Annotated in this window: 20 protein-coding genes, 2 tRNA genes and 1 pseudogene; 8 read left to right on the top strand and 15 right to left on the bottom strand. The window is 70.0% G+C overall.

The genetic code is table 11. The annotated features are described in order from the left end of the window. Positions 1-229: 229 nt before the first annotated feature. Both ACIREO_RS31045 and ACIREO_RS31040 read left to right on the top strand, forming a co-directional pair. Complete coding sequence (locus tag ACIREO_RS31045; protein WP_404116199.1) at positions 230-922, top strand: hypothetical protein; 693 nt, start codon at positions 230-232, stop codon at positions 920-922. A 258-nt stretch (positions 923-1,180) separates the two neighbouring features. Then, a tRNA-Ser gene (locus ACIREO_RS31040) sits at positions 1,181-1,267 on the top strand. Positions 1,268-1,321: 54 nt separating this feature from the next. Here the strand turns inward: ACIREO_RS31040 and ACIREO_RS31035 are convergent. The 9 genes from ACIREO_RS31035 to ACIREO_RS30995 form a co-directional block, all read right to left on the bottom strand. Next, a complete protein-coding gene (locus tag ACIREO_RS31035; protein WP_404116197.1) occupies positions 1,322-2,137 on the bottom strand; it encodes an HAD family hydrolase in 816 nt (271 codons plus the stop codon). Continuing rightward, on the bottom strand, positions 2,134-3,411 hold the full coding sequence (serS, locus tag ACIREO_RS31030) for a serine--tRNA ligase (protein ID WP_404116195.1): 1,278 nt from the start codon (positions 3,409-3,411) through the stop codon (positions 2,134-2,136). Before serS ends, ACIREO_RS31035 begins: the two co-directional genes overlap by 4 nt. 594 nt (positions 3,412-4,005) lie before the next feature. Beyond that, positions 4,006-4,941, bottom strand: a complete 936-nt coding sequence (gene pheA, locus ACIREO_RS31025) for a prephenate dehydratase (RefSeq protein ID WP_404116193.1) — start codon at positions 4,939-4,941, stop codon at positions 4,006-4,008. Positions 4,942-5,015: 74 nt separating this feature from the next. After that, entirely contained in the window at positions 5,016-6,341 is a 1,326-nt protein-coding gene (gene efeB, locus ACIREO_RS31020; protein WP_404116401.1) for an iron uptake transporter deferrochelatase/peroxidase subunit, read from the bottom strand. Next, a complete protein-coding gene (locus ACIREO_RS31015) occupies positions 6,338-8,377 on the bottom strand; it encodes a copper resistance CopC/CopD family protein (protein WP_404116191.1) in 2,040 nt (679 codons plus the stop codon). Before ACIREO_RS31015 ends, efeB begins: the two co-directional genes overlap by 4 nt. A 13-nt stretch (positions 8,378-8,390) precedes the next feature. Beyond that, positions 8,391-8,837, bottom strand: a complete 447-nt coding sequence (locus tag ACIREO_RS31010) for a copper chaperone PCu(A)C (protein ID WP_404116189.1) — start codon at positions 8,835-8,837, stop codon at positions 8,391-8,393. Continuing rightward, complete coding sequence (locus tag ACIREO_RS31005) at positions 8,834-9,490, bottom strand: SCO family protein (protein ID WP_404116188.1); 657 nt, start codon at positions 9,488-9,490, stop codon at positions 8,834-8,836. The genes ACIREO_RS31010 and ACIREO_RS31005 overlap by 4 nt, the downstream gene beginning before the upstream one ends. 47 nt (positions 9,491-9,537) lie before the next feature. Next, positions 9,538-10,266, bottom strand: a complete 729-nt coding sequence (locus ACIREO_RS31000; protein ID WP_404116187.1) for a YcnI family protein — start codon at positions 10,264-10,266, stop codon at positions 9,538-9,540. A gap of 100 nt (positions 10,267-10,366) precedes the next feature. Then, positions 10,367-11,188, bottom strand: coding sequence for a hypothetical protein (locus ACIREO_RS30995; protein ID WP_404116185.1), 822 nt, complete (start codon positions 11,186-11,188; stop codon positions 10,367-10,369). A 279-nt stretch (positions 11,189-11,467) separates the two neighbouring features. Here ACIREO_RS30995 and ACIREO_RS30990 point away from each other — a divergent pair, with 279 nt between their 5' ends. Beyond that, entirely contained in the window at positions 11,468-12,025 is a 558-nt protein-coding gene (locus tag ACIREO_RS30990; RefSeq protein WP_404116183.1) for an ATP-binding protein, read from the top strand. Between the two features lie 48 nt (positions 12,026-12,073). Here ACIREO_RS30990 and ACIREO_RS30985 read toward each other — a convergent pair whose 3' ends face one another. Further along, positions 12,074-13,540, bottom strand: coding sequence for an aminopeptidase P family protein (locus ACIREO_RS30985; RefSeq protein ID WP_404116181.1), 1,467 nt, complete (start codon positions 13,538-13,540; stop codon positions 12,074-12,076). A 102-nt stretch (positions 13,541-13,642) separates the two neighbouring features. Further along, positions 13,643-15,064, bottom strand: coding sequence for a PP2C family protein-serine/threonine phosphatase (locus tag ACIREO_RS30980; protein WP_404116399.1), 1,422 nt, complete (start codon positions 15,062-15,064; stop codon positions 13,643-13,645). A gap of 601 nt (positions 15,065-15,665) precedes the next feature. On the opposite strand from ACIREO_RS30980, the gene ACIREO_RS30975 reads away from it, so the two are divergent. Further along, the gene (locus tag ACIREO_RS30975; protein WP_404116179.1) at positions 15,666-16,349 is read left to right on the top strand and encodes a bifunctional DNA primase/polymerase; all 684 of its coding nucleotides are present in this window, start codon (positions 15,666-15,668) and stop codon (positions 16,347-16,349) included. A gap of 700 nt (positions 16,350-17,049) precedes the next feature. Here the strand turns inward: ACIREO_RS30975 and ACIREO_RS30970 are convergent. The 3 genes from ACIREO_RS30970 to ACIREO_RS30960 form a co-directional block, all read right to left on the bottom strand. Next, positions 17,050-18,015, bottom strand: a complete 966-nt coding sequence (locus ACIREO_RS30970; protein ID WP_404116177.1) for a DUF5926 family protein — start codon at positions 18,013-18,015, stop codon at positions 17,050-17,052. A gap of 127 nt (positions 18,016-18,142) precedes the next feature. Continuing rightward, positions 18,143-18,748, bottom strand: a complete 606-nt coding sequence (locus tag ACIREO_RS30965; RefSeq protein ID WP_404116175.1) for an ATP-binding protein — start codon at positions 18,746-18,748, stop codon at positions 18,143-18,145. Positions 18,749-18,888: 140 nt separating this feature from the next. Continuing rightward, positions 18,889-19,716: a glycerophosphodiester phosphodiesterase gene (locus ACIREO_RS30960; protein WP_404116173.1), complete on the bottom strand. Its 828-nt coding sequence runs from the start codon at positions 19,714-19,716 to the stop codon at positions 18,889-18,891. Between the two features lie 197 nt (positions 19,717-19,913). On the opposite strand from ACIREO_RS30960, the gene ACIREO_RS30955 reads away from it, so the two are divergent. The 3 genes and pseudogenes from ACIREO_RS30955 to ACIREO_RS30945 all read left to right on the top strand — a co-directional run bounded on the left by ACIREO_RS30955 (position 19,914) and on the right by ACIREO_RS30945 (position 22,174). Next, entirely contained in the window at positions 19,914-21,497 is a 1,584-nt protein-coding gene (locus ACIREO_RS30955) for a S1C family serine protease (RefSeq protein WP_404116171.1), read from the top strand. Positions 21,498-21,778: 281 nt separating this feature from the next. After that, a pseudogene (locus ACIREO_RS30950) lies at positions 21,779-21,951 on the top strand (WD40 repeat domain-containing protein); the annotation flags it as partial. A gap of 136 nt (positions 21,952-22,087) precedes the next feature. Further along, positions 22,088-22,174: transfer RNA gene (locus ACIREO_RS30945), tRNA-Ser, on the top strand. 163 nt (positions 22,175-22,337) lie between these two features. Here ACIREO_RS30945 and ACIREO_RS30940 read toward each other — a convergent pair. Then, complete coding sequence (locus ACIREO_RS30940) at positions 22,338-23,093, bottom strand: GntR family transcriptional regulator (RefSeq protein ID WP_404116169.1); 756 nt, start codon at positions 23,091-23,093, stop codon at positions 22,338-22,340. A 78-nt stretch (positions 23,094-23,171) separates the two neighbouring features. On the opposite strand from ACIREO_RS30940, the gene ACIREO_RS30935 reads away from it, so the two are divergent. Continuing rightward, a complete protein-coding gene (locus ACIREO_RS30935; RefSeq protein ID WP_404116167.1) occupies positions 23,172-23,450 on the top strand; it encodes a hypothetical protein in 279 nt (92 codons plus the stop codon). The last annotated feature ends 219 nt before the right edge of the window (positions 23,451-23,669 follow it).

The raw sequence follows: 23,669 nt of genomic DNA, 5'->3' as shown, positions 1-23,669 counted from the left end.
GGGGGCGGCCGGGTGGCGTGACTGTACGTTTGTCGGCTCGTTGTACAGGGTGCGTGGAGGCAACTGGAATCTGTGGCGTCGAGCTTTCGTGAATTCGGGGAATGCCGGCAGCGGTGAGGCAGCGCCCACCCGGCCGGTCATCGAGTGAGTGGCAACCGTGAGCGACCTCCGCCCTCGCAGCCCGGGGACAGGGCTGTCCTTGCCGTTCCCACGCACGAAAGGCATACCCATGCCCACGGAAGTCGCCCTGCTCGAATCCCAGGCCCTCCGGGTCGAGCAGATGGGGCGCGTCGAAGTCCTCGACAAGGTCAAGAGCCTTGTCATGCTCCCGGACGGAATTCACCTTCGCACAGAGGAGGTGGCCCGGTACTTCGAAGTATCCACAGAGGTCATCAAGAAGCTGACCCAGCGCCACCGCGCCGAGGTGGAGGAGAACGGCCTCAGGCTGGTGCGCGGCGCTGAGCTGCGCGCCTTCCATAGGGACATGATGTCCCTATGGAAGGGTGAGGGGCCGGAAAGTTATCCACAGGCGCCCACTCAGCTCACGCTCTACACCCGCAGGACCGTGCTCAACGTGGCCATGCTTCTTCGCGACAGCGACATCGCGCGCAGCGTCCGGACGCACCTGCTCGACGCGGAGGAGGAGCTCAGGACCTCCTACGTCTCGCTCGACCGGCGCGTCACCCGCATCGAGGGCTGCCTGGCAGACGTGGGGAGCGCGCTCCAGGAGCTGGGCCCCGTGCTCGGCCGGATGTCGCAGCGGCTGGACTCGCTCGACCGGAAGCTCGATGTGACCCACCAGGTCGTCGGTGCGATCAGCATCCGGCTCACCGACGTCTCGCACGACGTCATCCGGCTCGATGCCCGCATGGACGACCTCGCCCACCGGCTGAGGGATCTGGGCCGCCGCAGGAGCGGCTGACACTCCGCCGGGGATCACCGAAAGAAATGGGTGGTCCCCGGACGGCGGTCTCGGGCAGAGTGAGGGCAACGGCGCGGGAAGGCGCCGTTCATGAGGACCGGGAGAGGAGCGCGGCGATGACCAGGAGTCCGAGTCCGTCGTGCTCCCGACAGGGCGGTCCGCAGCCGGCACCGCGGTAGCTTCATCAGCTGCCCGCGCGGTCGCCCGCAGCAGGATCCCCGGGTGGCCCTGCGCGAGTCTCGCGTGCGGCCACCTCCCGGAGGATTGGCCGAGTGGTAAGGCAGCGGCTTGCTGAGCCGTCGTCGGGGCGCGACCCCCGCGCGCGTTCGATCCGCGCATCCTCCGCAGCAGCCCGAAGAACCGCCCCGCCTGAGCCGGGGGCCCGCAGAACAGCCCCGCCTACGCGCGTGTGGCCGTCCGGAGCAGCTCCTCCAGCACGACCGCGATGCCGTCGTGCTCGTTCGACGCGGTGATCTCGTGCGCCACGGCCTTGAGGTCGTCGTGCGCGTTGGCCATGGCCACGCCGTGCTGCGCCCAGCCGAACATGGGGATGTCGTTCGGCATGTCACCGAACGCCAGCGTGTCCGACGACTTGAGCCCCAGACGGCGTGCGGCCAGCGAAAGCCCGGTCGCCTTGCTCAGCCCCAGGGGGAGGATCTCCACGACCCCCGGGCCTGCCATGACGATGTTCACCAGACTGCCGACGGCCTGCCGCGCGGCGTGGGCCAGGGCGTCGTCGTCGAGCTCCGGATGCTGGATGTAGATCTTGTTCAGCGGAGCGGTCCACATCTCTGCGGGGTCGGCCATGAAGACGGCGGGCAGCGGCCCCTCCTGCACCTCGTAACCAGGCCCGACCAGCACCTCGCCCTCGAGCCCGTCACGGCTCGCCGCCAGCGCGAGCGGGCCGACCTCCGCCTCGATCTTGGACAGCGCGAGTCCGGCGAGCTGCCGGTCCAGGGTGAGGGAGGTCAGCAGCCTGTGCTCGCCCGCGTGGTAGACCTGCGCGCCCTGGCCGCACACCGCGAGGCCCTCGTAGCCCAGGTCGTCCAGGATGTGCCGGGTCCACGGAACGGCCCGCCCGGTGACGACGATATGGGCTGCGCCGGCCGCGGTGACCGCGGCCAGCGCCTCCCGGGTGGGAGCGGAGACGGTGTGGTCGTCACGCAGCAGCGTGCCGTCGAGATCGGTCGCGACGAGCTTGTAGGGGAACATCACTTGGAGACCGGTTCCAGGAGCTCGCGTCCGCCCAGGTAGGGACGGAGAACCTCCGGCACCCGCACCGAGCCGTCGGGCAGCTGGTGGTTCTCCAGGATCGCCACGATCGTGCGCGGTACGGCGCAGAGCGTGCCGTTCAGCGTGGCCAGCGGCTGGACCTTCTTCCCGTCACGCATCCGGACGGAGAGCCGGCGCGCCTGGAAGCCGTCGCAGTTCGACGCGGAGGTCAGCTCGCGGTACTTGCCCTGGGTCGGGATCCACGCCTCGCAGTCGAACTTCCGCGAGGCCGAGGCCCCCAGGTCACCGGTGGCGACGTCGATCACCTGGAACGGCAGCTCGAGGCCGGTGAGCCACTGCTTCTCCCAGTCCAGGAGCCTGCGGTGCTCGGCTTCGGCGTCCGCCGGGTCGACGTACGAGAACATCTCGACCTTGTCGAACTGGTGGACGCGGAAGATGCCTCGGGTGTCCTTGCCGTACGTGCCAGCCTCACGCCGGAAGCAGGGGGAGTAGCCGGCGTACCGCAGGGGCAGCTTGCCGGCGTCGAGGATCTCGTCCATGTGGTACGCCGCGAGGGGGACCTCCGACGTGCCCACGAGGTAGTAGTCGTCCTTCTCCAGGTGGTACACGTTCTCCGCGGCCTGGCCGAGGAAGCCCGTGCCCTCCATGGCGCGCGGGCGCACCAGGGCGGGGGTCATCATGGGGACGAAACCGGCCTCGGTGGCCTGGGCGATGGCCGCGTTGACCAGGGCCAGTTCGAGCAGCGCGCCGATGCCCGTCAGGTAGTAGAAGCGCGATCCGGACACCTTGGCGCCGCGCTCCATGTCGATGGCGCCCAGTCCTTCTCCGAGCTCCAGGTGGTCCTTGGGCTCGAAGCCCTCCGCACCGAAGTCACGGATCGTGCCGTGGGTCTCCAGGACGACGAAGTCCTCCTCGCCGCCGACCGGCACGTCCTCGTGGACGATGTTGCCGAGCAGCAGGAGCAGTCGCTTGGCCTCGGCGTCGGCCTCGCCCTGCGCCGCGTCTGCCGCCTTGACCTCGGACTTGAGCTGATCAGCCTTCTTGAGGAGCTCGGCACGCTCCTCGGGGGTGGCCTTGGGGATCAGCTTCCCGAGCGACTTCTGCTCGGAGCGGAGTTCGTCGAAGCGGACGCCGGACGACCTGCGCAGCTCGTCGGCGGAGAGCAGGGCGTCGACGAGCGCGACGTCCTCTCCACGGGCGCGCTGGGAGGCGCGAACACGGTCGGGGTCCTCACGGAGCAGGCGAAGGTCAATCACCCCTCAAGGCTACCGGTGCGGGGATCCACCGCTCGAACCGATATCGATGAGCGTGGCGCTTTGTCTGAATTGCCGGAATTGGTAATCCTGGTGAGCGCTGCGGGCCGAACGCGGGGTGGAGATCGTCAATAAAAAGGTCTCATTGCCTCGAAAAGGGAACAAGGCGCCCTTCTCCTTGACGCATCACCGGTGCGTGCGCGGGGAGTTGAGGGTCCCGGAAGGGTGTGTTGTCCACAGGTCGTCATCGATCCAATTAGTTATCCACAGGCTGTGAAGAAGATCTGTGGATGCCGGAAGAGATCGTTCCGAAAGCGGCATGCCGGGACAGGGAATCGCAACTCAAACCTCACCCGTGCACTCATTCGGGTGGGTATTCCTCGTTCCAATGAGTTGATCAACGGAATTGGAGTGACACGGGGGGAGCTGTGACCTCATGGGGGATCCAGGAGTACTGGGGTGATTTGTCGACCATGTCGTGTTGCGGTGTCGACTTGTCCCCAGGCTGAAGGGGTGCCCTGTGGATAACTTTTGCGCGGGATGAAAATCTGCAGGTAGGACCGGTGGGATTCGGGGCCGGTCCCTCCACACAGGGCCTCAGGCCCGGCCGTCCTGGCTACGGGCCAGCCAGTCGGACGCCTCGGTGAAGTCCGTGTCCGACGTCCCGATCCGCAGGGCGCTCACTTCTGCCGGCGTCACTCCTGCGCGCGGATACGAACCCAGGAACCGCACCTCCGGGCAGATCCGCTTCAGCCCCATCAGTGCCTCACCGACGCGGCGGTCCGCGATGTGTCCCTCCGCGTCCACGGCGAAGCAGTAGTTCCCGATGCCCTCCCCGGTGGGCCGGGACTGGATCAGCATCAGGTTGACGCCTCGTACGGCGAACTCCTGGAGCAGTTCCAGGAGGGCGCCCGGACGGTCGGCGCCGAGCCAGATGACCACGGAGGTCTTGTCGGCTCCCGTGGGCGCCGACGGCCTGGCCGGGCGCCCTACCAGCACGAAGCGGGTCTGGGCGTTCTCCGCGTCGTGGATCTCCGTGACCAGAGCTTCCAGCCCGTAGGTCGCCGCGGCGAACTCACCGGCGAAGGCGGCGTCGTAGCGCCCCTCCTGGACCAGCCGTGCGCCATCGGCGTTCGAGGCGGCCGACTCCCACACCGCGTTCGGCAGATGGGCCGCCATCCAGTTGCGTACCTGAGGCTGCGCGGCCGGGTGGGCGGTGACGGTCTTGATGTCCGAGAGCTTCGTCCCGGGGCGCACCAGCAGGGCGAACGTGATGGAGAGCAGCACCTCGCGGTAGATCATCAGCGGAGCGCCCGAGGTCAGCTGGTCGAGCGTCGTGCTGATCCCGCCCTCCACGGAGTTCTCGATGGGGACGAGCGCCGCCGCGGCCTCCCCGCTTCGTACCGCGTCCAGTGCGGCCGGGACCGAGACCATCGGGACGAGTTCGCGGGTGGCGGCTTCGGGGAGCGTACGGAGGGCCACCTCGGTGAAGGTGCCTTCGGGACCGAGGTAGGCGTAGCGCGTGGCTGACATACGGTCACCCTAATGGGCCGGTGGACGGGGCCGGCGCGCCTGACTCAGGCCCCGGGCGGGAGGGCCATGCGCTCTCACGCCTCCAGCAGTCGCTGCCCCACGTACTCCCCGGACGCGGGACCTCCGGGTACGGCGAAGAGACCGCTGGCCTCGTGCCGGATGAACGGTGAGAGCGCGTCCCCCCGGTCGAGCTTGCGCTGGACCGGGATGAAGCCCTTGAACGGATCGGCCTGCCAGCAGATGAAGAGCAGTCCTGCGTCGGGGGTGCCGTCGTCGGAGATGCCGTCGTGGTACGAGAACGGGCGGCGCAGCATCGCGGCTCCGCCGTTCTTCTCGGGGGAGGAGATCCGGGCATGGGCGTTGCCGGGGACCAGCAGTTTGCCGTCCGCCCCTGCCTTGTCCAGGTCCATGGCGGTGTCCTCCGAACCGCCGCTGAGCGGGGCGCCGTCCGCCTTTCGCCGCCCGATGACCTGTTCCTGCCGCTTGACCGTGAGTTCTTCCCAGTCGTCCAGGAGCATCCTGATCCGCCGTACGACGGCGTACGAGCCGCCCGCCATCCAGGCGTACGCCGAAGATCCACCGGACTCCACGAAGATCCGCTTCTCGAAGTCGCTCTCGGCCGGTTTCGGGTTGTTGGTGCCGTCGACCTGGCCCATCAGATTGCGTGTGGTCATCGGACGGTCCGTGGCCCCCGGGGTGCGGTTGAAGCCGTTCATCTGCCACCGCACCCGGGCGGTCGAGCCGGCCTCCTTCTGAAGGGCGCGCAGGGCGTGGAAGGCGACGAGCGCGTCGTCGGCACCGATCTGCACCCAGAGGTCTCCCTCCGACCGCTTGGCGTCGAGGTGGTCGGAGGAGAAGGCCGGCAGCGGGTCCAGGGCGGCCGGCCGGCGGCCGGTCAGGCCGGTGCGTGTGAAGAAGGTTCGTCCGAATCCGAAGGTGACGGTCAGGGAGGACGGCCCGGCGTCCAGGGCCACACCGGTGTCGTGCCCCTCGCCGCTCTCCCCCGGCTCACCGGACATCAGCCGTTCCGCCACGGCCGACCAGCGACGCATCAGGGCGGCCGCTTCCTTCCGCCCCGCGCCGGGCGTCAGATCGAAGGCGACGAGGTGTCCGCGGGCCTGAAGCGGAGTGGTGATCCCCGCTTGATGTTTCCCGTGAAACATCGCCTCGGTCGAACCGACCGTGGTCAGCGGTGCCGGCTCGTCCCCTCGCGTCGCGGCATAGCCGCCCGCGCCGCCCGCCGCGCCCAGAACCAGGCCTGCCGCGCCGGCCGCTCCCGCGCTGCCGATCAGCCGGCGCCGGGAGACGACGCTCGTGCCGTCGGGGCCGGATCCGTCGCGGCGGACGGCGGTGTCGCCGTTCTGCCCGGTGTGGTCCTTCTTCTTGCTCACCCTGCTCAGCCGATCTTCACGTTCTTGACGATGGTGGTCTGGTCGATGTCCGACGTGCGTACCGTCACGGCGACCTTCCAGTCGCCCGCCATCGGGAGCTGCACGCCGCTCGCGGTCCAGTGCCCCTCGGTGAGGCGGTCGGGGGCGACCGGCAGCGGACCGATGTCCTTGGACTCCAGAGTGAAGGCGAGCTTCACCTCCGGGACGTCCAGGGGGCGTTCGTCGGGTCCGTCGACCCAGAGGTGCACGCTGTTCGACCCGGTTCCGCCGGGCGAGATGTCCAGGCGCACCGTCCCCTTGCCGTTTTGGCCGCCGGTGTCGAAGGGCAGGCTCAGATTCACCTGCCCACCGGTCACCGGCGCCGGTGCCGCCGTGGTGTTGCCGCGCGCGGCTTCCTCCTCGGTGCGGCCGGGCTCGGTCGAGGTGAGGATCGTCGTGACGACGAGCAGCACCACGGCGATGGCCGTCTCCACCATCACGGAACGCCGCAGCCCGGAGCGGTCCGGATCGGCGTCCCGGTCGCGCTTCTCCTTCGTCGCCGTCAGCGCGGCACGCTGCCGGGAGAGCTGGGCGGCGCGTTCAGGGGCCACGGCCCCCTCGGCCACGGAGACCGCGGCCGCTGTCTCCGAGGCCTCCACCGAGGCGGCGTCGTCGGCGGACGCGGATTCGGTGGGACCGGACGTGGATGCGGACGCGGATTCGGTGGGACCGGACGTGGATGCGGACGCGGATTCGGTGGGACCGGACGCGGATCTGGTGGATGCGGATGCGGATCCGGTGGAATCGGTGAGCCGTCCCGTCCAGCGCCGCGATATCCACGCGACCCCGACGAGTACGGCGACGAGCGCCACCTTGAGGAGCAGCAGCTGCCCGTACCGGGTGCCGGTCAGTGCCGACCACGATCCGACCTGACGCCAGGACTGGTAGAGCCCGGTCGCGGCGAGGACGAGAACACTGCCGAATGCCATACGGGAGAACCGGCGTACCGCGCCGCTCGTGATGTCCGGCGTCCGGTACAGGGCGACCAGCAGCGCGGTGAGTCCGCCAAGCCAGGCGGCGACGGCGAGCAGGTGGAGGACGTCGACCGGCATGGCGATGCCCGGCTGGATCCCCGTCGAGGCGTGCTCGGCCAGGGCCCATGTACCGGCGATCCCGGCGGCGATGACCGCTCCGCCCGTCGCGAGTCCGAAGGTGAGGTCCTGCTTCTCCTTCTCGTCCTCACGCTTGGCGTAGGCCCCGAAGAGGACGGCGATGAAGAGCGCGGATGCGCCCAGGAGCAGCAGCCGGGAGACCAGCGCGGCGCCCGGCTTCGTGTCGAGTACGGACTGGAGCCCGTCGAGGTCGAAGGCGTCCGCGAGCTTGCCGGAGCCGGTGTACGGATTGCGCAGGAGCAGCATGGCCAGGGTGGCGGCGGTGAGCGTGACCCAGCCGCGTACGACGAGCCGCTGCATCGGCCGCGCGCCCGCTCCGCGCTGCCAGCAGGCGAGTACGAAGGCAGATCCGCCCGCGAGCAGGATGAATCCGGCGTACGCGGCGTAGCGTGCGATGCCGTAGAGCGCCCCTACGAGACCGCCGCCGGCGCCGTCGGAGGGCAGGGCCACGGTGGTCTCCGAGGGGGCGCCGACGGAGAAGGTGAAGGCTCCCGCGACCGGATGGCTGTCCGCGGACACGGCCTGCCAGGCCACGGTGTACGTGCCGTCGGGCAGACCGCTGTGGAGCTGTACGCCGTACCGCACTGCGCCGCCGCTCGTCAGGTCACGGGGAGCGCCGTCGTCGGCCCGCTTGCCGCTGGGGTCGAGGACCCGGATCGAGTCGTCGTCCATGGCGATCTGCTCGGAGAAGGTGAGCGTGACGTCCTTGGGCGCGGTGGCGACCACCGCCCCGTCCTGGGGGTCGCTCCCGGTGAGAGCGGCGTGCGCGGACGCGGGGCTCGCGCCGGCCAGCACCAGACCGAACAGCAGGCTGATCAGCGTGGCGAGGAGCGCGGCCGCGGCGAGCGGCCGTCGTATCGGGGAGGGCCCGAAGCGCGGGGCGGTGGCCGTCATGGGTGTCAGTACCTCAACTCTTCTTCGGGTTGTAGGTGGTCTCCTTCACGGGAATGTCGACCGTGATGGGGTCGGCCTTCTCGAAGTGCAGTTCCACGGAGACCGTTTCTCCCCGCTTGGGCTGCTGCTTCAGCTCCGTGAACATGATGTGGTTGCCGCCGCGTTCGAGATCGAGCTCGCCACCGGCGGGCACCTCGAACGACGTGACCATCCGCATCGTCCGGTTCTTCGTCTCGTGGATGGAGACGTGGTCCGAGAGGGAGCTCGTCACCGAGGTGAGCCGGTCGGTGGCGTCGCTGCTGTTCTTCACGAGGAGGAAGCCGGCCGCCATGTCGCTGACGGGCTGTGGCATGAAGGCCCCGGTCACCTCCAGCTGCGGCACGCCGTCCGAGGAACACGCCGTCAGCGTCAGCCCGGTGGTGAGGGCCAGGGCGCCGGCAACGGCCGTGCGGCGGTTCACGGGGTCTCCCCCTTGACGAGCTCCGGGAGGTCCTCGGTGTAGTCCTCGGCCGTGGTGTCCTCGCTGTAGAGCACGTACCCCTTGTCGGTCTTCGGGGAGAACGCGATGACCTGGGCGCCGTGCATCGAGACGATCGTGCCGTCCTTCTCCTTCTTCGGTGCGTCGATGCCGATGCCGATCTGCCGCGCTCCCGCCTGGATGGTGGGGAAGTCCCCGGTGAGACCGGTGAAGTCGGGGTCCTGAGCCTTGAGCCAGCTGCCCAGGGATGCCGGGGTGTCCCGTTCGGGGTCCGTCGTGACGAAGACGACCTGGAGCTTGTCCTGGTCGGCCTTGGGCAGTGCCCGCTTGGCGACGGCGATGTTGCTCATGGTCAGAGGGCATACGTCGGGGCAGTTGGTGTAGCCGAAGTAGATGAGTGTCGGCTTGCCCTTGGTCTGTTCGCGCAGGTCGTATTTCTTGCCGTGGGTGTCGGTGAGTACGAGGTCGGGCTTGGTGAACGGCTGGTCGAGCACGGTCGCGGGCTTGGACTCGGTCCCGGAGGAGACCTCGGCGACGGAGTTGTCCGCCGAGTCTCCGCCGCTGCCGCAGGCCGACAGGGTCAGTGCGGCCACGGCGGCGAACGCCGCGGCCAGCACCGTCTTCTTGCTGTGCATGGAGAGCTGATTCCTGATCTGTGAATACGGGTGGTGGGTCTGGAGGCTCAGGCGCTGCGGCGACGGCCGGCGAGGACACCGAAGGCGACCCCCGCGACACCGACGACGATGCCGACGACGCCCAGGACACGGGCGGTGCCGTCGGTGTTCGAGGACGCCTCACCGGATGCCGAGGCCGTTTCCTTCGTCTCCTGTGCCTCACCGCTCTTGGCGTCCGCGGCGGCACCGTGGGCGTCGTCCGCCGGGGCGGTCAGCGCGAGGACGGGAGCCGGGCTCTCGGGCTCCTCGCCGCCCTCGGTGGGCTCCTCGATCCAGCGCACGACTTCCTTGTTGCTGTACGTCTGGAGAGCCTTGAAGACGAGCTGGTCGGCGTCCTCGGGCAGCTGCCCGACGGAGAGCGGGAACTGCTGGAAGAAGCCCGCCTCGATGCCGTCGCCCTCCGCGGTCCAGGTGACCTTCGAGACGGCTTCGTTGATCTTCTTGCCGTGCACCTCGAGCGGCTTGGCCAGCTTGCTCCTGGTGACATCGATCTTCCAGCCCGCCACCGGCTGCGGGCTGACGGACGCCAGCGGGTGGTCCGTCGGGAAGCTGACCTCGAGCTTGACGGTGGAGGCGTTGTCGCGCTCGTTGGGGACCTTGAAGTTGACGGTGGCGTAGCCGCCCTTGGCGGCCTCGCCCTGCGGCTGCACGCTGACGTGCGCGGAGGCCGTACCGGCGAGCAGCAGGACGGTGGACGCGGCGACGCCGCCGGCGAGTGCGATGCGGGAAATGTTCATGGCAGGGATCACTCCACAGGACACGAGGAAAGGTGGTCCGGCGCGCGGAGGCGCGACGGCATCACGGCCACCTCACCGGAATCCAGGCGGAGGGGCCGCGTCAGGCTGCGCGTACGTATACGGGTGGCGGCCCGCGCCTGATCACCATGTGCTGCAGAGGGTCCCCGGTGGCCGGCGCGGGAGCGTCGACGGCGTTGCGGAGAGGGTGCGGCCCGGTCGTGGCCCGGCCCGGAAGTCCCGCACGCAGAGCGCGTACGAGTGCCATCGCCGCCCGTAGCGCGCGCAGCCTGGCTCCGGCCGCGAGCTGCCGGCCACCGTGCGCCGAGAGCCTGGCCAGCCGGAAGAGCGCGATCTCGCCGCGGCGCAGCAACCAGCCGGTGGCGAGCGCGGCGAGCAGGTGCCCCAGGACCATGGGGAGGCTGGGCAGGCCGGACATCATGGTGTCCAGGAGCGTCGGAGCCGCATCCGGTGCGGCTGCCGCTCCGGACGCCAGATGTGAGTGCCCCTGGGCCACCGTCGCGGGGTCCAGGCCCGCGGTGGTCACGATGCGGTGGGCCTCGCCCGCGCTCAGCTGCGCCGGTCCCGCACCGCACACCAGCCCTGCGGCGAAGTGGATCAGGGAGTCGTCCCCGGTCCCTGCCGCGGGCGCCGGCGCGTGCCGCCCGAGCCCGAAGAGGATGTGCAGGGCGACCTGTCCGGCCGCGAGGGCGGCGGTGATGGAGAGAAGGGTCCGCTCACGCCCGGCGAGTGCCACCGCGACGGCGAAGACTCCGGCGAAGCCGGCCAGCAGACTCGTGCCGGGCACACCCACGCCTGCGGCGAGGCCATGTCCGGCGGAGGCGAGCACGACGCAGACCGCGGTGAACACCGCGGTCCTCAAAAGCCGCATACCGGCTCCGGCGCGTGCGACAGGCATAGACATGGCCGGGTCATCATCCCACTGAGCCACCTGTCTCCGTACGGCAGGTCCGGAAGGTCGGCATCCGTCCCGATCAGGGAGCGATAGGGAGTGATAGGGAGTGATCAGGGGGTGTTGTACCTGTTCACGGCCGCTCCGGTGCCGCGATCCGGGCGGGCATACACCCGTGGACGGAATATCCGCATCCGCCGAATGAGCGCTGTCATGGCCGATCCGTGCTTACGAAGCGCTGATGGCGGCAATACGTAACGGTATGTCGAGCCGCAGCCAGGAGGCTGGAGCATGAGCATGTGGTGGTCACTCCATTTGCGGCGCGAAGCCGCGAGCGTTCCGCTCGCCCGTCGTTTTCTGCTCGGCACCATGGAGACCGCGGGGGTGGATCCGGACATCTCCTACGACCTCTCGGTCGCGCTCAGCGAAGCCTGTGCGAACGCCGTCGAACACGGCGGCGACCGAGGGGACGCGGGTGGGGCCGGGGACGCGGCCCCCGTGCCCGCCGGTGACGGGCAGCCCGGACACGCCTGCGGGCAGTACCGGGTCACCGCGTATCTGGACGGCGAGAAATGCCGTATCGAAGTCGCCGACTCGGGGCCCGGTTTCCCCTCCCGGCGCACGCTTCGCACCGCCGCACAGCCGTCCGCCGCTCACCTGGCGGGCGATCCCTCGCACCCGCGCACCGCGGTGCGCCCTCCGGTCACGGCTGAGAGCGGGCGTGGGCTCTGTCTGATCGAGGAGCTCGCCGATCACGTCCACTTCGTGAACCGGCCGGGGTACGGCGCGGTGGTGAGCTTCGACAAGGTCCTGAAATGGCGGGAGGGCGCGCTGCTCATGGTGTCCTGAGCAGCGCGCCCTCCGGCGCACGGGGCGCGGCCTTACGCGCCGGCCGTGTCAGCCCTTGAGCCGCGCCATCCACGCCTCGACCTCGTCGGACCGGCGCGGCAGCGTGGCGGACAGGTTCCGGTTGCCGTCCTCGGTCACGAGGATGTCGTCCTCGATCCGGACGCCGATCCCCCGGTACTCCTCGGGGACGGTCAGGTCGTCGGCCTGGAAGTACAGTCCGGGCTCGACCGTCAGGCAGACCCCGGGCTCCAGGGTGCCGTTGACATACGACTCCGTGCGCGCGACGGCGCAGTCGTGGACGTCCATGCCGAGCATGTGGCCCGTACCGTGCAGCGTCCAGCGGCGCTGGAGGCCCAGCTCCAGGACCTTCTCCGCGGTCAGGTCGCCCAGCAGACCCCACTCGACCAGCTTCTCCGCGAGGACCCGCTGAGCGGCGTCATGGAAGTCGCGGAAGGCTGCGCCGGGCTTCACAGCCGCGATGCCCGCCTCCTGGGCCTCGTACACCGCGTCGTAGATCTTCCGCTGCAGCGGCGAGAACGTGCCGTTGACGGGCAGCGTCCGGGTCACGTCGGCGGTGTAGAGCTCGTCGGTCTCCACGCCCGCGTCGAGCAGCAGGAGCTCGCCGGAGCGGACCGCGCCGTCGTTGCGGACCCAGTGCAGCGTGGTGGCGTGGGGGCCGGCCGCGCAGATCGAGCCGTAACCGATGTCATTGCCGTCGACGCGTGCACGCAGGAAGAAGGTGCCCTCGATGTAGCGCTCGCTCGTTGCCTCGGCCTTGTCGAGCACCTTGACGACGTCCTCGAAGCCGCGCGCCGTGGCGTCGCAGGCCTTCTGCAGCTCGGCGATCTCGAACGCGTCCTTGACCACACGCGCCTCTGAGAGGAAGACACGCAGTTCTTCGTCGCGCTCGGCGGTGACCTTGTCGGTGAGTGCGGCTTCGATGCCCGCGTCGTGTCCGCGGACGTTGCGCACCGGGCCGGTGGCCGCGGTCAGTGCGGCCGGGAGTTCGCGGACGTCCTTCGCGGGGATGCCGAGCAGTTGCTCGGCCTCGATGAGGGAGTTGCGGCGGCCGACCCAGAGCTCACCCTGGCCGTCGAGCCAGAACTCGCCGTTCTCACGGTCGGAACGGGGCAGGAGATAGACCGTGGCCTCGTGCCCGCCCTCGGCGGCCGGTTCGAGGACCAGGGCGCTGTCCTGGGTGAGGTCGCCGGTCAGGTACGCGTACTCGGTGGAGGCGCGGAAGGCGTACTCGGTGTCATTCGATCGGGTCTTCAGATTGCCCGCGGGAATGACGAGCCGCTCGCCGGGGAAGCGCGCGGAGAGCGCGGCACGGCGCTCGGCGGTGTACGAGGCCTGGGCGATCGGCTCCAGGCCGTGCAGCTCCGTGTCGGCCCAGCCGGACTTCATGTTCTCCGCGAGCTCATCGGAGATGCCCGGGTACAGGCCGTTCTTCCGCTGTTTGATCGGCTCTGCTTCTGCTGCTTCCGGGGTCTCCGGGGCGAGCTCCTCAGACACGTTTTGTCCTCCTTGTACGACACTGGGCCCTCTCCATCGTACGGGCGTACGGAAGGGGGCCCAGTGCCGGAAGACCTCTTACACATCCGGAGCGCTGTGGTCTCAGTCGAACCGTGCGGCCAGCAGGGCGACATCCTCGGCGCCGCCGCGGTTCGCGCCGTCGGGCAGGACGGTCCGCAGGATGTGGTCCGCCACAGCTCCCGGGTCCTGGCGCAGGACCTTCGGCACAGCGGCCGCCGCCGAGTGCAGCCGTGCGAACGCCCGGTCCCTGGTGTCTCCTGTGCGGCGCAGCAGCCCGTCGGTGTAGAACAGCACCGTCTCACCGGGCAGGGGGGTGAACTCCACGCTCGGCGCCTCCCAGCAGGAGAGCATGCCCAGCGGTGCCGAGAGGGACGTCTCCACGAACTCGGTGCGCCGTTCGCCGGTCACCAGCGGCGGGGTGTGCCCGGCACCGGCGAGCACGATCGTGCGCCGGCCGGGTTCGCAGTACGCGTAGAGGGCGGTCGCCGTGGCGGACGGTTCGGTCAGCCGCAGCAGCAGCTCGAGATCGGAGAGTACGGCGACGGGGTCCTCACCCTCCATCACGGCGTAGGCCCGCAGACCGGCGCGGAGCCGGCCCCTGGCGGCGAGGGCGGCCGGGCCGGAGCCTCCGACCGAGCCGACGGCCAGGCCGAGGGCGTCGTCCGGGAGGGGCAGCGCGTCGTACCAGTCGCCTCCTCCTCCGGGTGCTGCCCGGCGCCGGGCGGCCAGGCGTACGCCCGGAATCCGGGGCAGTCTGCTGGGGAGGAGTTCCTCGGCGACGGCGGCGGCGTCCGCCCTGGCCCGTTCGAGTTCGAGCAGCCGGGCGAGATGTTCGGCGGCGTAGCGCGCGTACAGCCCGACAAGATGGCACTGGCGTTCCAGCGGTTCGGCCGGTTCGTCGTAGAGCCAGACGGCCGCACCCAGCCGGCCGGCGGTTCGGGTGGCGAGGGGCTGTGCGTAGCTGGCGGCGTATCCGAGCCGGGCGGCGACCTCGCGGCAGCGGGGGTCGAGGCCGGTGTCGCCGAGGATGTCGGGACTGGCCAGGGGGGAGTCAGAATCCGGGAGGCCGTCGAGGAAGCGGCCGTACGCGGTGGCGCTGCGGGGCACCGTCTCGATGTGCCCCAGATCGGCGTGGGCGAGACCGAGCCCGACCGTGCGGGACGGCCCGCCGCCGTCGGAGGGTTCGAGGACGAGGAGCCCGCGGCCGGCGCCCACGAGCGCTGCTCCGGCGCCCAGGAGTTCATGAAGGGCACTGTCCAGGGTGCTGGTCCCGGCCAGCCGTTCGGTGAGTTCGTGCAGCGTGGTGAGGTCGGAGACCCAGCCGGCCAGCCGGTCCTGGAGGAAGGCTCCCGGTGCGGAGGGCGCGCCTTCCGTGGGTGCGGCAGTGTGCGTTGAAACGGGAACCATGGGGTCGATTCCAGCCACTTTCGGAAGGTGGGGGGCGCTCATGGAAGTTGGCTTTCCGACTGGTGTGTTCTGTCGAATAGCATCGCAAACCCCCATGTCGTTCTGCGCCGCTATCGGTGCAACCACATGTACACACACCCACATCTACACGCACAACTGAGGTGATGTCCAGCATTGTCCTTACGGTATTTATGGTGTCCACGCGACAGGTAACTTGGCCGAAAAATGCACCCCCGGGCCGGTTTTTGCGATCGACTGGGGGCGCTCGACAGGGAACGCCCTCGGGGTGAAATGCCGGAGGGAGCGTCATCCCGGTCATGCGGGGTACGTAGTCGTGGATGGCCGGGGGCAGTTACGACCGCCCCGGAACCCGACAGCGAGCCCGGGCGTCCTTACAGATGACGGCCGCCCGCCCACCCCCCGAGTGGCGGGGTTGCACAAGGGACGGCACGCGCACCGCGCACGCCGGCCGCGCGATGTTTTGACTGGACTCGGCTCGGTTCAACTCGGTTCGACTCGGCTCAGCTCCATTCTGTTCGGTTCCACTCTGCTCGGCTCGGCTCACGCTCGGCACCGACTAACTGTCCGTACCGCAGACCCGATGAGCAAGCACGCACAGCGAAGAGACGCACACGTGCTGTAACGAGCGCGTGGTGTGATGTGGACCTCGGCGTTCAACGGAAAGGAACGAGCGCTCATGCGCGAGATCCTCGGAAGGCGACGCAGGCACCGGCCCCGGCGCAAGCAAAGCTCCGCACAGCTCGACGCGGCGCTGGTCTGTGCCTCCGTCCGGAATTGGCCCGTGCTCCCCGGAGCAGGCCTGACGACGGGAGCCGTACGCGGCGGACGCGGCCGTGGCTGCGCCTGTCCCGACCCCGAGTGCGCCGTGCCCGGCGCACACCCCTTCGAACCCGGTCTCCTGGCGGCGACCACCGACGAGCGCATGGTGCGCTGGTGGTGGACCAACCGGCCCACCGCGCCCGTCGTCCTGGCCACGGGTGGCCAGGCGCCCTGCGCGCTGAGTCTGCCGGCCGTCGCCGGTGCCCGGGCGCTGGCCGCGCTCGACGGCATGGGGCTGCGGCTCGGCCCTGTGGTGGCGACACCCACCCGGTGGTCGCTGCTGGTCGCCCCCTACACCCTGGAACGGCTCGGCGAGCTGCTGCACGCCAAGGACCGGGTGCCCAGCTCTCTGCGGTTCCACGGGGAGGGCGGCTATCTCATCCTGCCCCCGTCCGAGGTGGGCACGGGGCAGGTGCGCTGGGAGCGCGCGCCGGAGGCCCGGAACGCCCCGCCATGGCTTCCGGATGTGGAATCCGTCCTGGACGCGCTCGTCGAGGCGAGCAACAGCGCTCCGGACGGCGGGAGCCGGCTCACCTACTGAGCGGCCGGCGCCCAGGGGCCTTGAGGCCCTGACCGACGCGGGAACAGCGGGCGCTCACTCGTTCAGGGGTGTGGGGTCGTCCGGGTTCCGCGTCGTCCGGGTTCCGCGTCGCCCGGGTTCCCGGGGCACCCGAAGGGCGGGGTGCACGCGGCAGATGTAATTGCATGCTCGCAAAAGCCGGTGCTCGCAGGCTTTCCGGCGGCCTTTCCACGCATTGCGGAAACGGTGCGCGTGGTCGTTCCGGTGTGATTGTTTCCCAGGTGCTGCGGGCTCATTCCCGGTGCCCGGCAGCATCCTGGATTTCTGTCCGAAAGCGAACGCCCGGCACGACGGGTGCTCCGGGTGCGCGCGCGGGTTTTCCGGGCGCGCGCGGGGCCGAGCCCGGCCTCGTACACAGGAGTTGACGGGGCGTCGGCCTGTGGGGGAACCGATCCGCGCGGGTGAGAGGCGGATGGGCGGCGGGCAGTCGCCGCAGGCCGCCGGTGCGCCGAGCGCTCCGGCGTGCGCCCTGGCCGTCCGGGCCCGGAAACGAGGACGCCCGGCCGCTGGCGACGGGGGATGCACCAGCGACCGGACTTCCAGAACCGTAACAAGAGATCTGCCGTTAGCAAATTCGATCTCGTCTATTCGGACACCGATTTACCGACGGATACGGGGAGTTGTGACGGGTGTCACCGCCTTGCCCCGGCTCTCGTCACTGTCAGCTGAGCGTCACTTGGCGGTTGGTGAGCCCTCCGCGCGCCCGGCGCTCCTCGGCCGTCAGCGGAGCGTCCGAGGCGAGTGCCCCGGTGAGCCGTTCCGCGAACTGCGCCGCGGGCTTCTCGCACTCCTCGGCCCCCATCGCGCTCGGCAGGTCCCAGACCGGGACCATGAGCCCATGGGCGCGGAACGAGCCCACCAGACGGGTCCCTTCGCCGAGCGAGGAGGTGCCCGCCGCGTGCAGCCGGGCGAGGGCGTCGAGGAGCTGTTCCTCGGGGTGCGGCATGACCCAGCGCAGGTGGTTCTTCTCCGGTGTCTCGCACCAGTAGGCCGCGTCCACACCGGAGAGCCGTGTGGTGGGGATGGCAGCCGCGTTGGCGCGCTCCAGCGATGCGGACACCTCCGCCGTGGCGTTCGAAGCGTCCGGGACCCAGAACTCGAATCCGGGATGCACGACGGGCTCGAAAGCGGCGTCCGGGTCGAGGACGTCCTGCAGGCGGGGCCCGTCGGCGGGCACCCGGCGGGCGGTGACCGGTGAACCGGGGTCGGCCTCCAGCGCACGCTGCAGGGTGTCCGCGAGATCGCGGCTGAGGTCGCCGGACGAGGTGTCGTTCTGCAGGGCGAGCAGGACGGAGCCGTCGTCCCGGCGCAGCGCGGGCCAGGCCATCGGCAGCACGGTCGCGAGCGTCACGGACGGCACGCCTTCGGGAAGCCCGCTCTTCAGCGTCAGCTCGACGGTGGCGGCGGGGACCAGCTCGCGCAGCGCGATCCAGTCGCACTCCCCGGAGATTCCCTCGAAGGGGCGCTGGACCAGCTCGGTCACGGCGTGGGCGGCGGCGCGTCCGTGACACGCCTTGTAACGGCGGCCCGAACCGCACGGGCAGGGCTCACGGGCCCCTACGACCGGGATTTCACCGTCCTTGAGCTGCGGCTTCCCGGCCTTGGACTGAGGGCGCTTCTTGGCCATGGTGGGCGATCTCCCGATTGCGACAGTGCGGTCTCGGGCGCGAGCCTAGCCGTCCCTGTCATAGCCGGGGCACACCCGCCGTGGCGCCCTCGCGGCCCGTTCCACCGTGTCGCGCGCCGCGCCGCTCTCAGCCCGCGTCGTCGAAGGCGTCGAGAACGTCGGCGAGTTCCAGTCCGTCGAGCGAGCCGAATCCGCTCAGCCCCTTCAGCCCGTCCAGTCCGTTCAGCCCGGGCCGTTCGCGGCGGGTGGACCTCGAGGGGCCCAGAGCCCCGGCCGTGAAGCCGCTGTGTCCGTGGCCCGCGGAGACGAGGGCCCAGACGGTGACCTCACCTACGGCGTCGTCCCGTACGCCCCACTCCTGGGCGAGGGCACTGATGATGTTGAGTCCGCGCCCACCACGTGCGGTGACCGACGGTGTGGCCGGGACCGGCCTGGTCGGCCCTCCGCCGTCCGTGACCTCGACGGTCAGGTCACCCCTTCTGTCCACGCGCCATGCGGCGCGGATGTCGCCGTCCCCCACCTCTGCTTGCTGCCCCAGCGGCCTGCCGTGCCGGCAGGCGTTGCTGAGAAGTTCGGAAAGGATCAGTACAGCGTCGTCGACCACGGTGTCCGGGACCCCGTTGCTGCGCAGCTGCTCGCGCATACGGTGCCGCGCCTGCCCCACGCCCACAGGGCCATGGGGAACGGCCATGCTCGACGACGCGGGCACTTCCTGTGCCACCACAAACGCCACCCCCGAGACCTCCTTCGCCCCACGCCACGGATTGGATGCCCCCCTGGGCTGCGCCGGAAACCGGCCAAAGCCCTGTCAGTGATGCACTCGTAACGATCGATTGCGGAGCGAATGCGCCGGTGCACCCCGTGTAACTGATGTTAAGAGCGGCCAAGTTGCGAAAGAACCTGCTTCGGGCGGTTCGTGATGATTGCTTCCACTCCGAGGCGCGCGCAGAGCTCGACGTCCTCCGGCTCGTTCACGGTCCACACGTGCACCCGGTGCCCCGCCCGGTGCAGCCGTTCGATGTACCCGGGGTGATTGCGTACGATCCGCATCCCCGGGCCTGCGATCCGTGCCCCCGCGGGGAGCCGACCGTCGCGCAGTCTGGGTGAGACGAACTGCATCAGGAAGACGGTGGGCAGGGTGGGGGCGGCGGCCCGGACGCGGTACAGGGACCGCGCGGAGAAACTCATGACGCGTACCGGGGACGGTCCGTCCGCCGGCGGGGTGTCCAGGCCGAACCGCTTGAGCAGATGAAGCAGCCGCTCCTCGACCTGCCCGGCCCAGCGTGTGGGGTGCTTGGTCTCGATGGCCAGCTGGAGCGGCCGCCCGCCCGCCCTGACGTCGTGGGCCAGTTCGAGGAGCCGTTCCAGGGTGAGTACGGACGTGAGCTCACCCGGCACTGGGTCCCAGTCCGGGGACTCCTCGTGGTCCTTCCAGGAACCGAAGTCGAGCGCGGCGAGATCGGCCAGTTCCAGGGCGGAGACGGCGCCCCGGCCGTTCGACGTGCGGTTCACCCTGCGGTCGTGCACACAGACGAGCTGCCCGTCCGCGGTGAGACGGACATCGCACTCCAGGGCGTCCGCCCCGTCCTCGACGGCCTTCAGATACGCCGCCAGGGTGTGCTCAGGGGCGTCGTCCGAGGCGCCGCGGTGGGCGATGACCTGGATGGGAGGCTGTTGTGAGGGTAGGCGTGCGTAGGTCACCGCGTCATCGTGTCACCGAGACGCGTCAGGTGCTGACACCTTGTTGTGTAGGACCGTTTTGCCTGATGTAAAGATTGGTGTGCGGATGCACAGGTCCTGCTTACAGTGGCCTGACGTGCTGTGGGAAAAGCTGACTGCAGACACGTGCACAGCGGATCTCTTGCCGAATGCCGAGTGGAACCGAGGAGTAAAGAGCTGTGAGCACCGAGAACGAGGGCAACGAGGGCAACGCGGTTCCGTCCGTACCGTCTGTTCCGTCCGCACCTCCCGTGCCGGCTGCCGCTCCTGAGGGCACCCCGCAGGGCGGCCCGCCCGCGCCGGAGGCCCCGCCTGCCGCTCCTTCGGACGCGCCGACGGCCCATGTTCCGGCCGCGACGCACCAGGACGGCACCGAGCCGCCCACCGCCGGGCACGAGCAGCACCCGGCGCCCACCGCCGGGCACGAGCAGCACCCGGCGCCCACCGCCGGGCACGAGCAGCACCCGGCGCCCACCGCCGGGCACGAGCAGCACCCGTACGCGCCGCCGTCGCCGCAGCAGCCTCCGGCCGCCTCGGCCGGCTGGCCGCCGCCCCCTCCCGCCATCCCCGCGTACGCCGACGGCGGCAGCCCCCCGGCCTGGGGCACCCCGGAGACCTCGGAGCACGAGCCCCCGCGGAAGCGCCGATCGGGCGGTCTGGTCGCCGCCGTGGCGGTGGCCGCACTGGTCGCGGGCGGCGTCGGCGGAGCCCTCGGCTACTGGGCCGCCGACAGCAACGACTCCAGCTCCTCCTCCGGGTCGACGACGGTCGCGGCCTCGAACAGCCCGAAGGACTTCAAGCGCGACGCGGGCACGGTCGCGGGCGTCGCGGCGGGCGCGCTGCCGAGCGTGGTCACCATCGACGCGCAGTCCGGCGACGGCGAGGGAGGCACGGGCACCGGCTTCGTGTACGACAAGGAGGGCCACATCCTCACGAACAACCACGTGGTGGCCTCCGCGGCGGACAGCGGTCAGCTGACCGCGACGTTCTCCAACGGCAAGAAGTACGACGCCGAGGTGGTCGGCCGCGCCCAGGGCTACGACGTGGCCGTGCTGAAGCTGAAGAAGGCCCCGGACGGACTGACCCCGCTGGCTCTGGGGGACTCCGACAAGGTCGCGGTGGGCGATTCCACCATCGCGATCGGCGCGCCCTTCGGGCTCTCCAACACGGTCACCACGGGCATCATCAGCGCGAAGAACCGCCCGGTCGCCTCCGGTGACGGTTCCAGCAACAAGAACTCGTACATGAGCGCCCTCCAGACCGACGCCTCGATCAACCCGGGCAACTCGGGCGGCCCGCTCCTGGACGCGGGCGGTGCGGTCATCGGCATCAACTCGGCCATCCAGTCCACCAGCGGCGGCGGCGTCGGCCAGTCCCAGGCGGGTTCCATCGGCCTCGGCTTCGCCATCCCGGTCAACCAGGCCAAGAACGTCGCCGAGCAGCTGATCAAGACGGGCCAGCCCGTCTACCCGGTGATCGGTGCGACGGTGACGATGGAGGAGAAGACCGGCGGCGCCGTCATCTCGGACGAGGGCGCGGGCGGCACCCCCGCCGTCACCCCGAACGGCCCGGCGGCCGAGGCGGGTCTGAAGGCCGGCGACGTGATCACCAAGTTCAACGACACGACGGTCGAGAGCGGCCCGACGCTGATCGGCGAGATCTGGACCCAAAAGCCGGGCGACAAGGTCACGCTCACCTACAAGCGCGACGGCAAGACCTCCACGGCCGAACTCACCCTGGGCGAGCGCAAGGGCGACAGCTGACCGGCTGGGCTGTTCCACGCACCGGGCCGGCTCCGGGCCACCGGGCCCGGCGACGGTGCGGGGTGGGTCGCCCGAGCGGCCTAAGAGAACGGTCTTGAAGAAATCCCGATCGCTCTCGTTGCGGGTTCCCGCACCGGATCGCGCAGTCTGGCAGCTCCGGCGCCGCTGTCCGTGCACAGCCGGGTTCCGCGCTGCAGATCGGCCTTGACTCGCGCCGGCGCGCGCTGTGTCGGGCGCGAATCGAAGAAAGCTGAGTTTTCCGGTCCGGAGGTCCAGGTGCAGGGGACGGCACCATTCGCCTGTGGGACGCGCGGGATCCCAGCCGCCCGAAGCCGCTCGGGTCACCAGTGGCCGGCCGTGGCGGCACGGCCTACCTCCTCGCGTTCAGCCCCGACGGCCATACCCTCGCCACCGTGGCGCGGACCATACCGTCCGGCTCTGGAACGTGACCGACTCACGTCTGCATGCGGACAGTCGAGCCGATTCTGCTGCCTTCAGGCCGGCTCGTGGTCAAGCTCTGGCCAGGATCGTCCAGCAGGTCCGGTGAACCGGTAGGCTGTAGGCGCTCCGCCGCAGGTAGGCGGGGCGAGGGTGGGTTGCCCGAGCGGCCTAAGGGAACGGTCTTGAAAACCGTCGTGGCAGCGATGTCACCGTGGGTTCAAATCCCACACCCACCGCAGGTGAACGGCCCCTGAGCAGTGCGTTTGGTCAGGGGCCTTCGCCATGCCCGTTCCCCATCGGGTACCGCTGTTCCCCCTGATTTCCCGGTCTATCGGGCACGGAAGGGGCACGCGGGGGGCACGGCTGGGGCACGGCTTTGGAACTGCCGGGGTCAGCTCGTCAGTGGCTGATCGGAATCTCGTAGACGATCTCGCAGTGCGCTGCGGGCACCACGATGTCCGCTGTCTCCACGGGCCGGCCCTCGTCGCTGTAGTACGTCCGCCGGATGTGCGTCACGAGTGCGGCTTTCTGGATGCCGAGTAGTGATGCCTCCTCGGCGGTCGCCTGCCGTGGCTCCGGCTGCTCCACCGCATGGCTGACGGTGACTCCGATCGCGGCCATGCGGTTCACGACGCCTGCCCCGGCGTGCGGCCCTCCCTCGGGTAGGACGACGAGAGTGCCGGCGGTGAGCTCGTAAGGCTCCCAGCTCGTTGACAGCTGCACCGGCCTGCCGTCCGCCAGAAACTCGTACGTCGTCCGCACGCACAACTCGCCCTCGGCGATCCCGAGTCGCGTGGCGATCTCCGCCGGAGCCGGCACCTTCGCCTCGGTTCGGCTTTCCCAGTCGCTCTGCCTGCCGAGGGCCTTCATGTCCTGGCGGAACGGTGAGCCGCTGGGCTGCTCGCGGGCGGATGACCGGACGACTCTCACGCGCTGCCGGGGCTCGGCGACGTAGGTGCCCGATCCGGCTCGGCCCTCCAGCACTCCCTGGGAGATCAGCAGCTCCTGTGCCCGGCGCACCACGTTCTCGCCGACGCCGCACTCCTGGCCGATCTGGGCGCGGGAGGGGAGGCGGTCACCTGGTTCCCAGACGTGCTCCGCGATGCGTTGCCGGAGTTCGTCGGCGATGCGGAGATACGGCGGTTGCTCAGACATATGGAAAATCTAGTCCACTAGCTCTAATCTAGTTAACTAGCTTCACTGAAAGTGATTGCTGGTGACGGAGGCTGCGCTGTGTCCGCTTCGGGAGTGTCTGCGGCGGCTCTCGCTGCCCGCTTGTCTGCTGCTGGCCTCCGCCCGCGCGTGGAGGAGCACACCCGGTTCACGACGGTCGAGGCAGAAGTACCAGACACGCTCTCCGTCGATTCATGGCGGGAGGTCCTGGACGCGGTGGCCGTGGCCGATCGATTCGGCCTCCTGGCCACCAGCTTGAACGGCCGCACCTTATGGGCGGTCGTACGCAAAACGGTCCCCACGACAGGCGACGTCGGGGGACCGGGCTATCAGCGATAGGAGCTGAACAGCATGCTCAACCGTATCCGCCATGCCATCTTGCGCACTAGAGAGCGGTGCTTCCCCAACGGTCGGCACCGCCGCGCCTTAACGCCCTCCCGGCCGCTGGCCGCTGCCACTCGCCCCGCGCCCGCTGAAGCGTCGAGCGCCGCCCTCGGGCGGGCTCCGGCCGGCGCGGTTCACCGATACTTGCTTAGGGGCGAGGACGTCGCGCTTGTC

It is taken from the genome of Streptomyces sp. NPDC102441, from assembly GCF_044765585.1.
GTDB lineage: Bacteria > Actinomycetota > Actinomycetes > Streptomycetales > Streptomycetaceae > Streptomyces.
The sequence above is the reverse complement of the archived record's forward strand: the minus strand, read 5'-3'. Positions and strand labels throughout refer to the sequence as shown.

Bases quoted from the DNA above. Each gene is read 5' to 3' on its own strand.
- ACIREO_RS30980 (WP_404116399.1), bottom strand. From the start codon at position 15,064: ATGGGGGTTTGCGATGCTATTCGACAGAACACACCAGTCGGAAAGCCA.
- ACIREO_RS30990 (WP_404116183.1), top strand. From the start codon at position 11,468: ATGAGCATGTGGTGGTCACTCCATTTGCGGCGCGAAGCCGCGAGCGTT.
- ACIREO_RS31000 (WP_404116187.1), bottom strand. From the start codon at position 10,266: ATGAACATTTCCCGCATCGCACTCGCCGGCGGCGTCGCCGCGTCCACC.
- ACIREO_RS30995 (WP_404116185.1), bottom strand. From the start codon at position 11,188: ATGTCTATGCCTGTCGCACGCGCCGGAGCCGGTATGCGGCTTTTGAGG.
- ACIREO_RS31005 (WP_404116188.1), bottom strand. From the start codon at position 9,490: ATGCACAGCAAGAAGACGGTGCTGGCCGCGGCGTTCGCCGCCGTGGCC.
- ACIREO_RS30970 (WP_404116177.1), bottom strand. From the start codon at position 18,015: ATGGCCAAGAAGCGCCCTCAGTCCAAGGCCGGGAAGCCGCAGCTCAAG.
- pheA (WP_404116193.1), bottom strand. From the start codon at position 4,941: ATGTCAGCCACGCGCTACGCCTACCTCGGTCCCGAAGGCACCTTCACC.
- ACIREO_RS31015 (WP_404116191.1), bottom strand. From the start codon at position 8,377: ATGACGGCCACCGCCCCGCGCTTCGGGCCCTCCCCGATACGACGGCCG.
- ACIREO_RS30975 (WP_404116179.1), top strand. From the start codon at position 15,666: ATGCGCGAGATCCTCGGAAGGCGACGCAGGCACCGGCCCCGGCGCAAG.
- ACIREO_RS30940 (WP_404116169.1), bottom strand. From the start codon at position 23,093: ATGTCTGAGCAACCGCCGTATCTCCGCATCGCCGACGAACTCCGGCAA.
- ACIREO_RS31045 (WP_404116199.1), top strand. From the start codon at position 230: ATGCCCACGGAAGTCGCCCTGCTCGAATCCCAGGCCCTCCGGGTCGAG.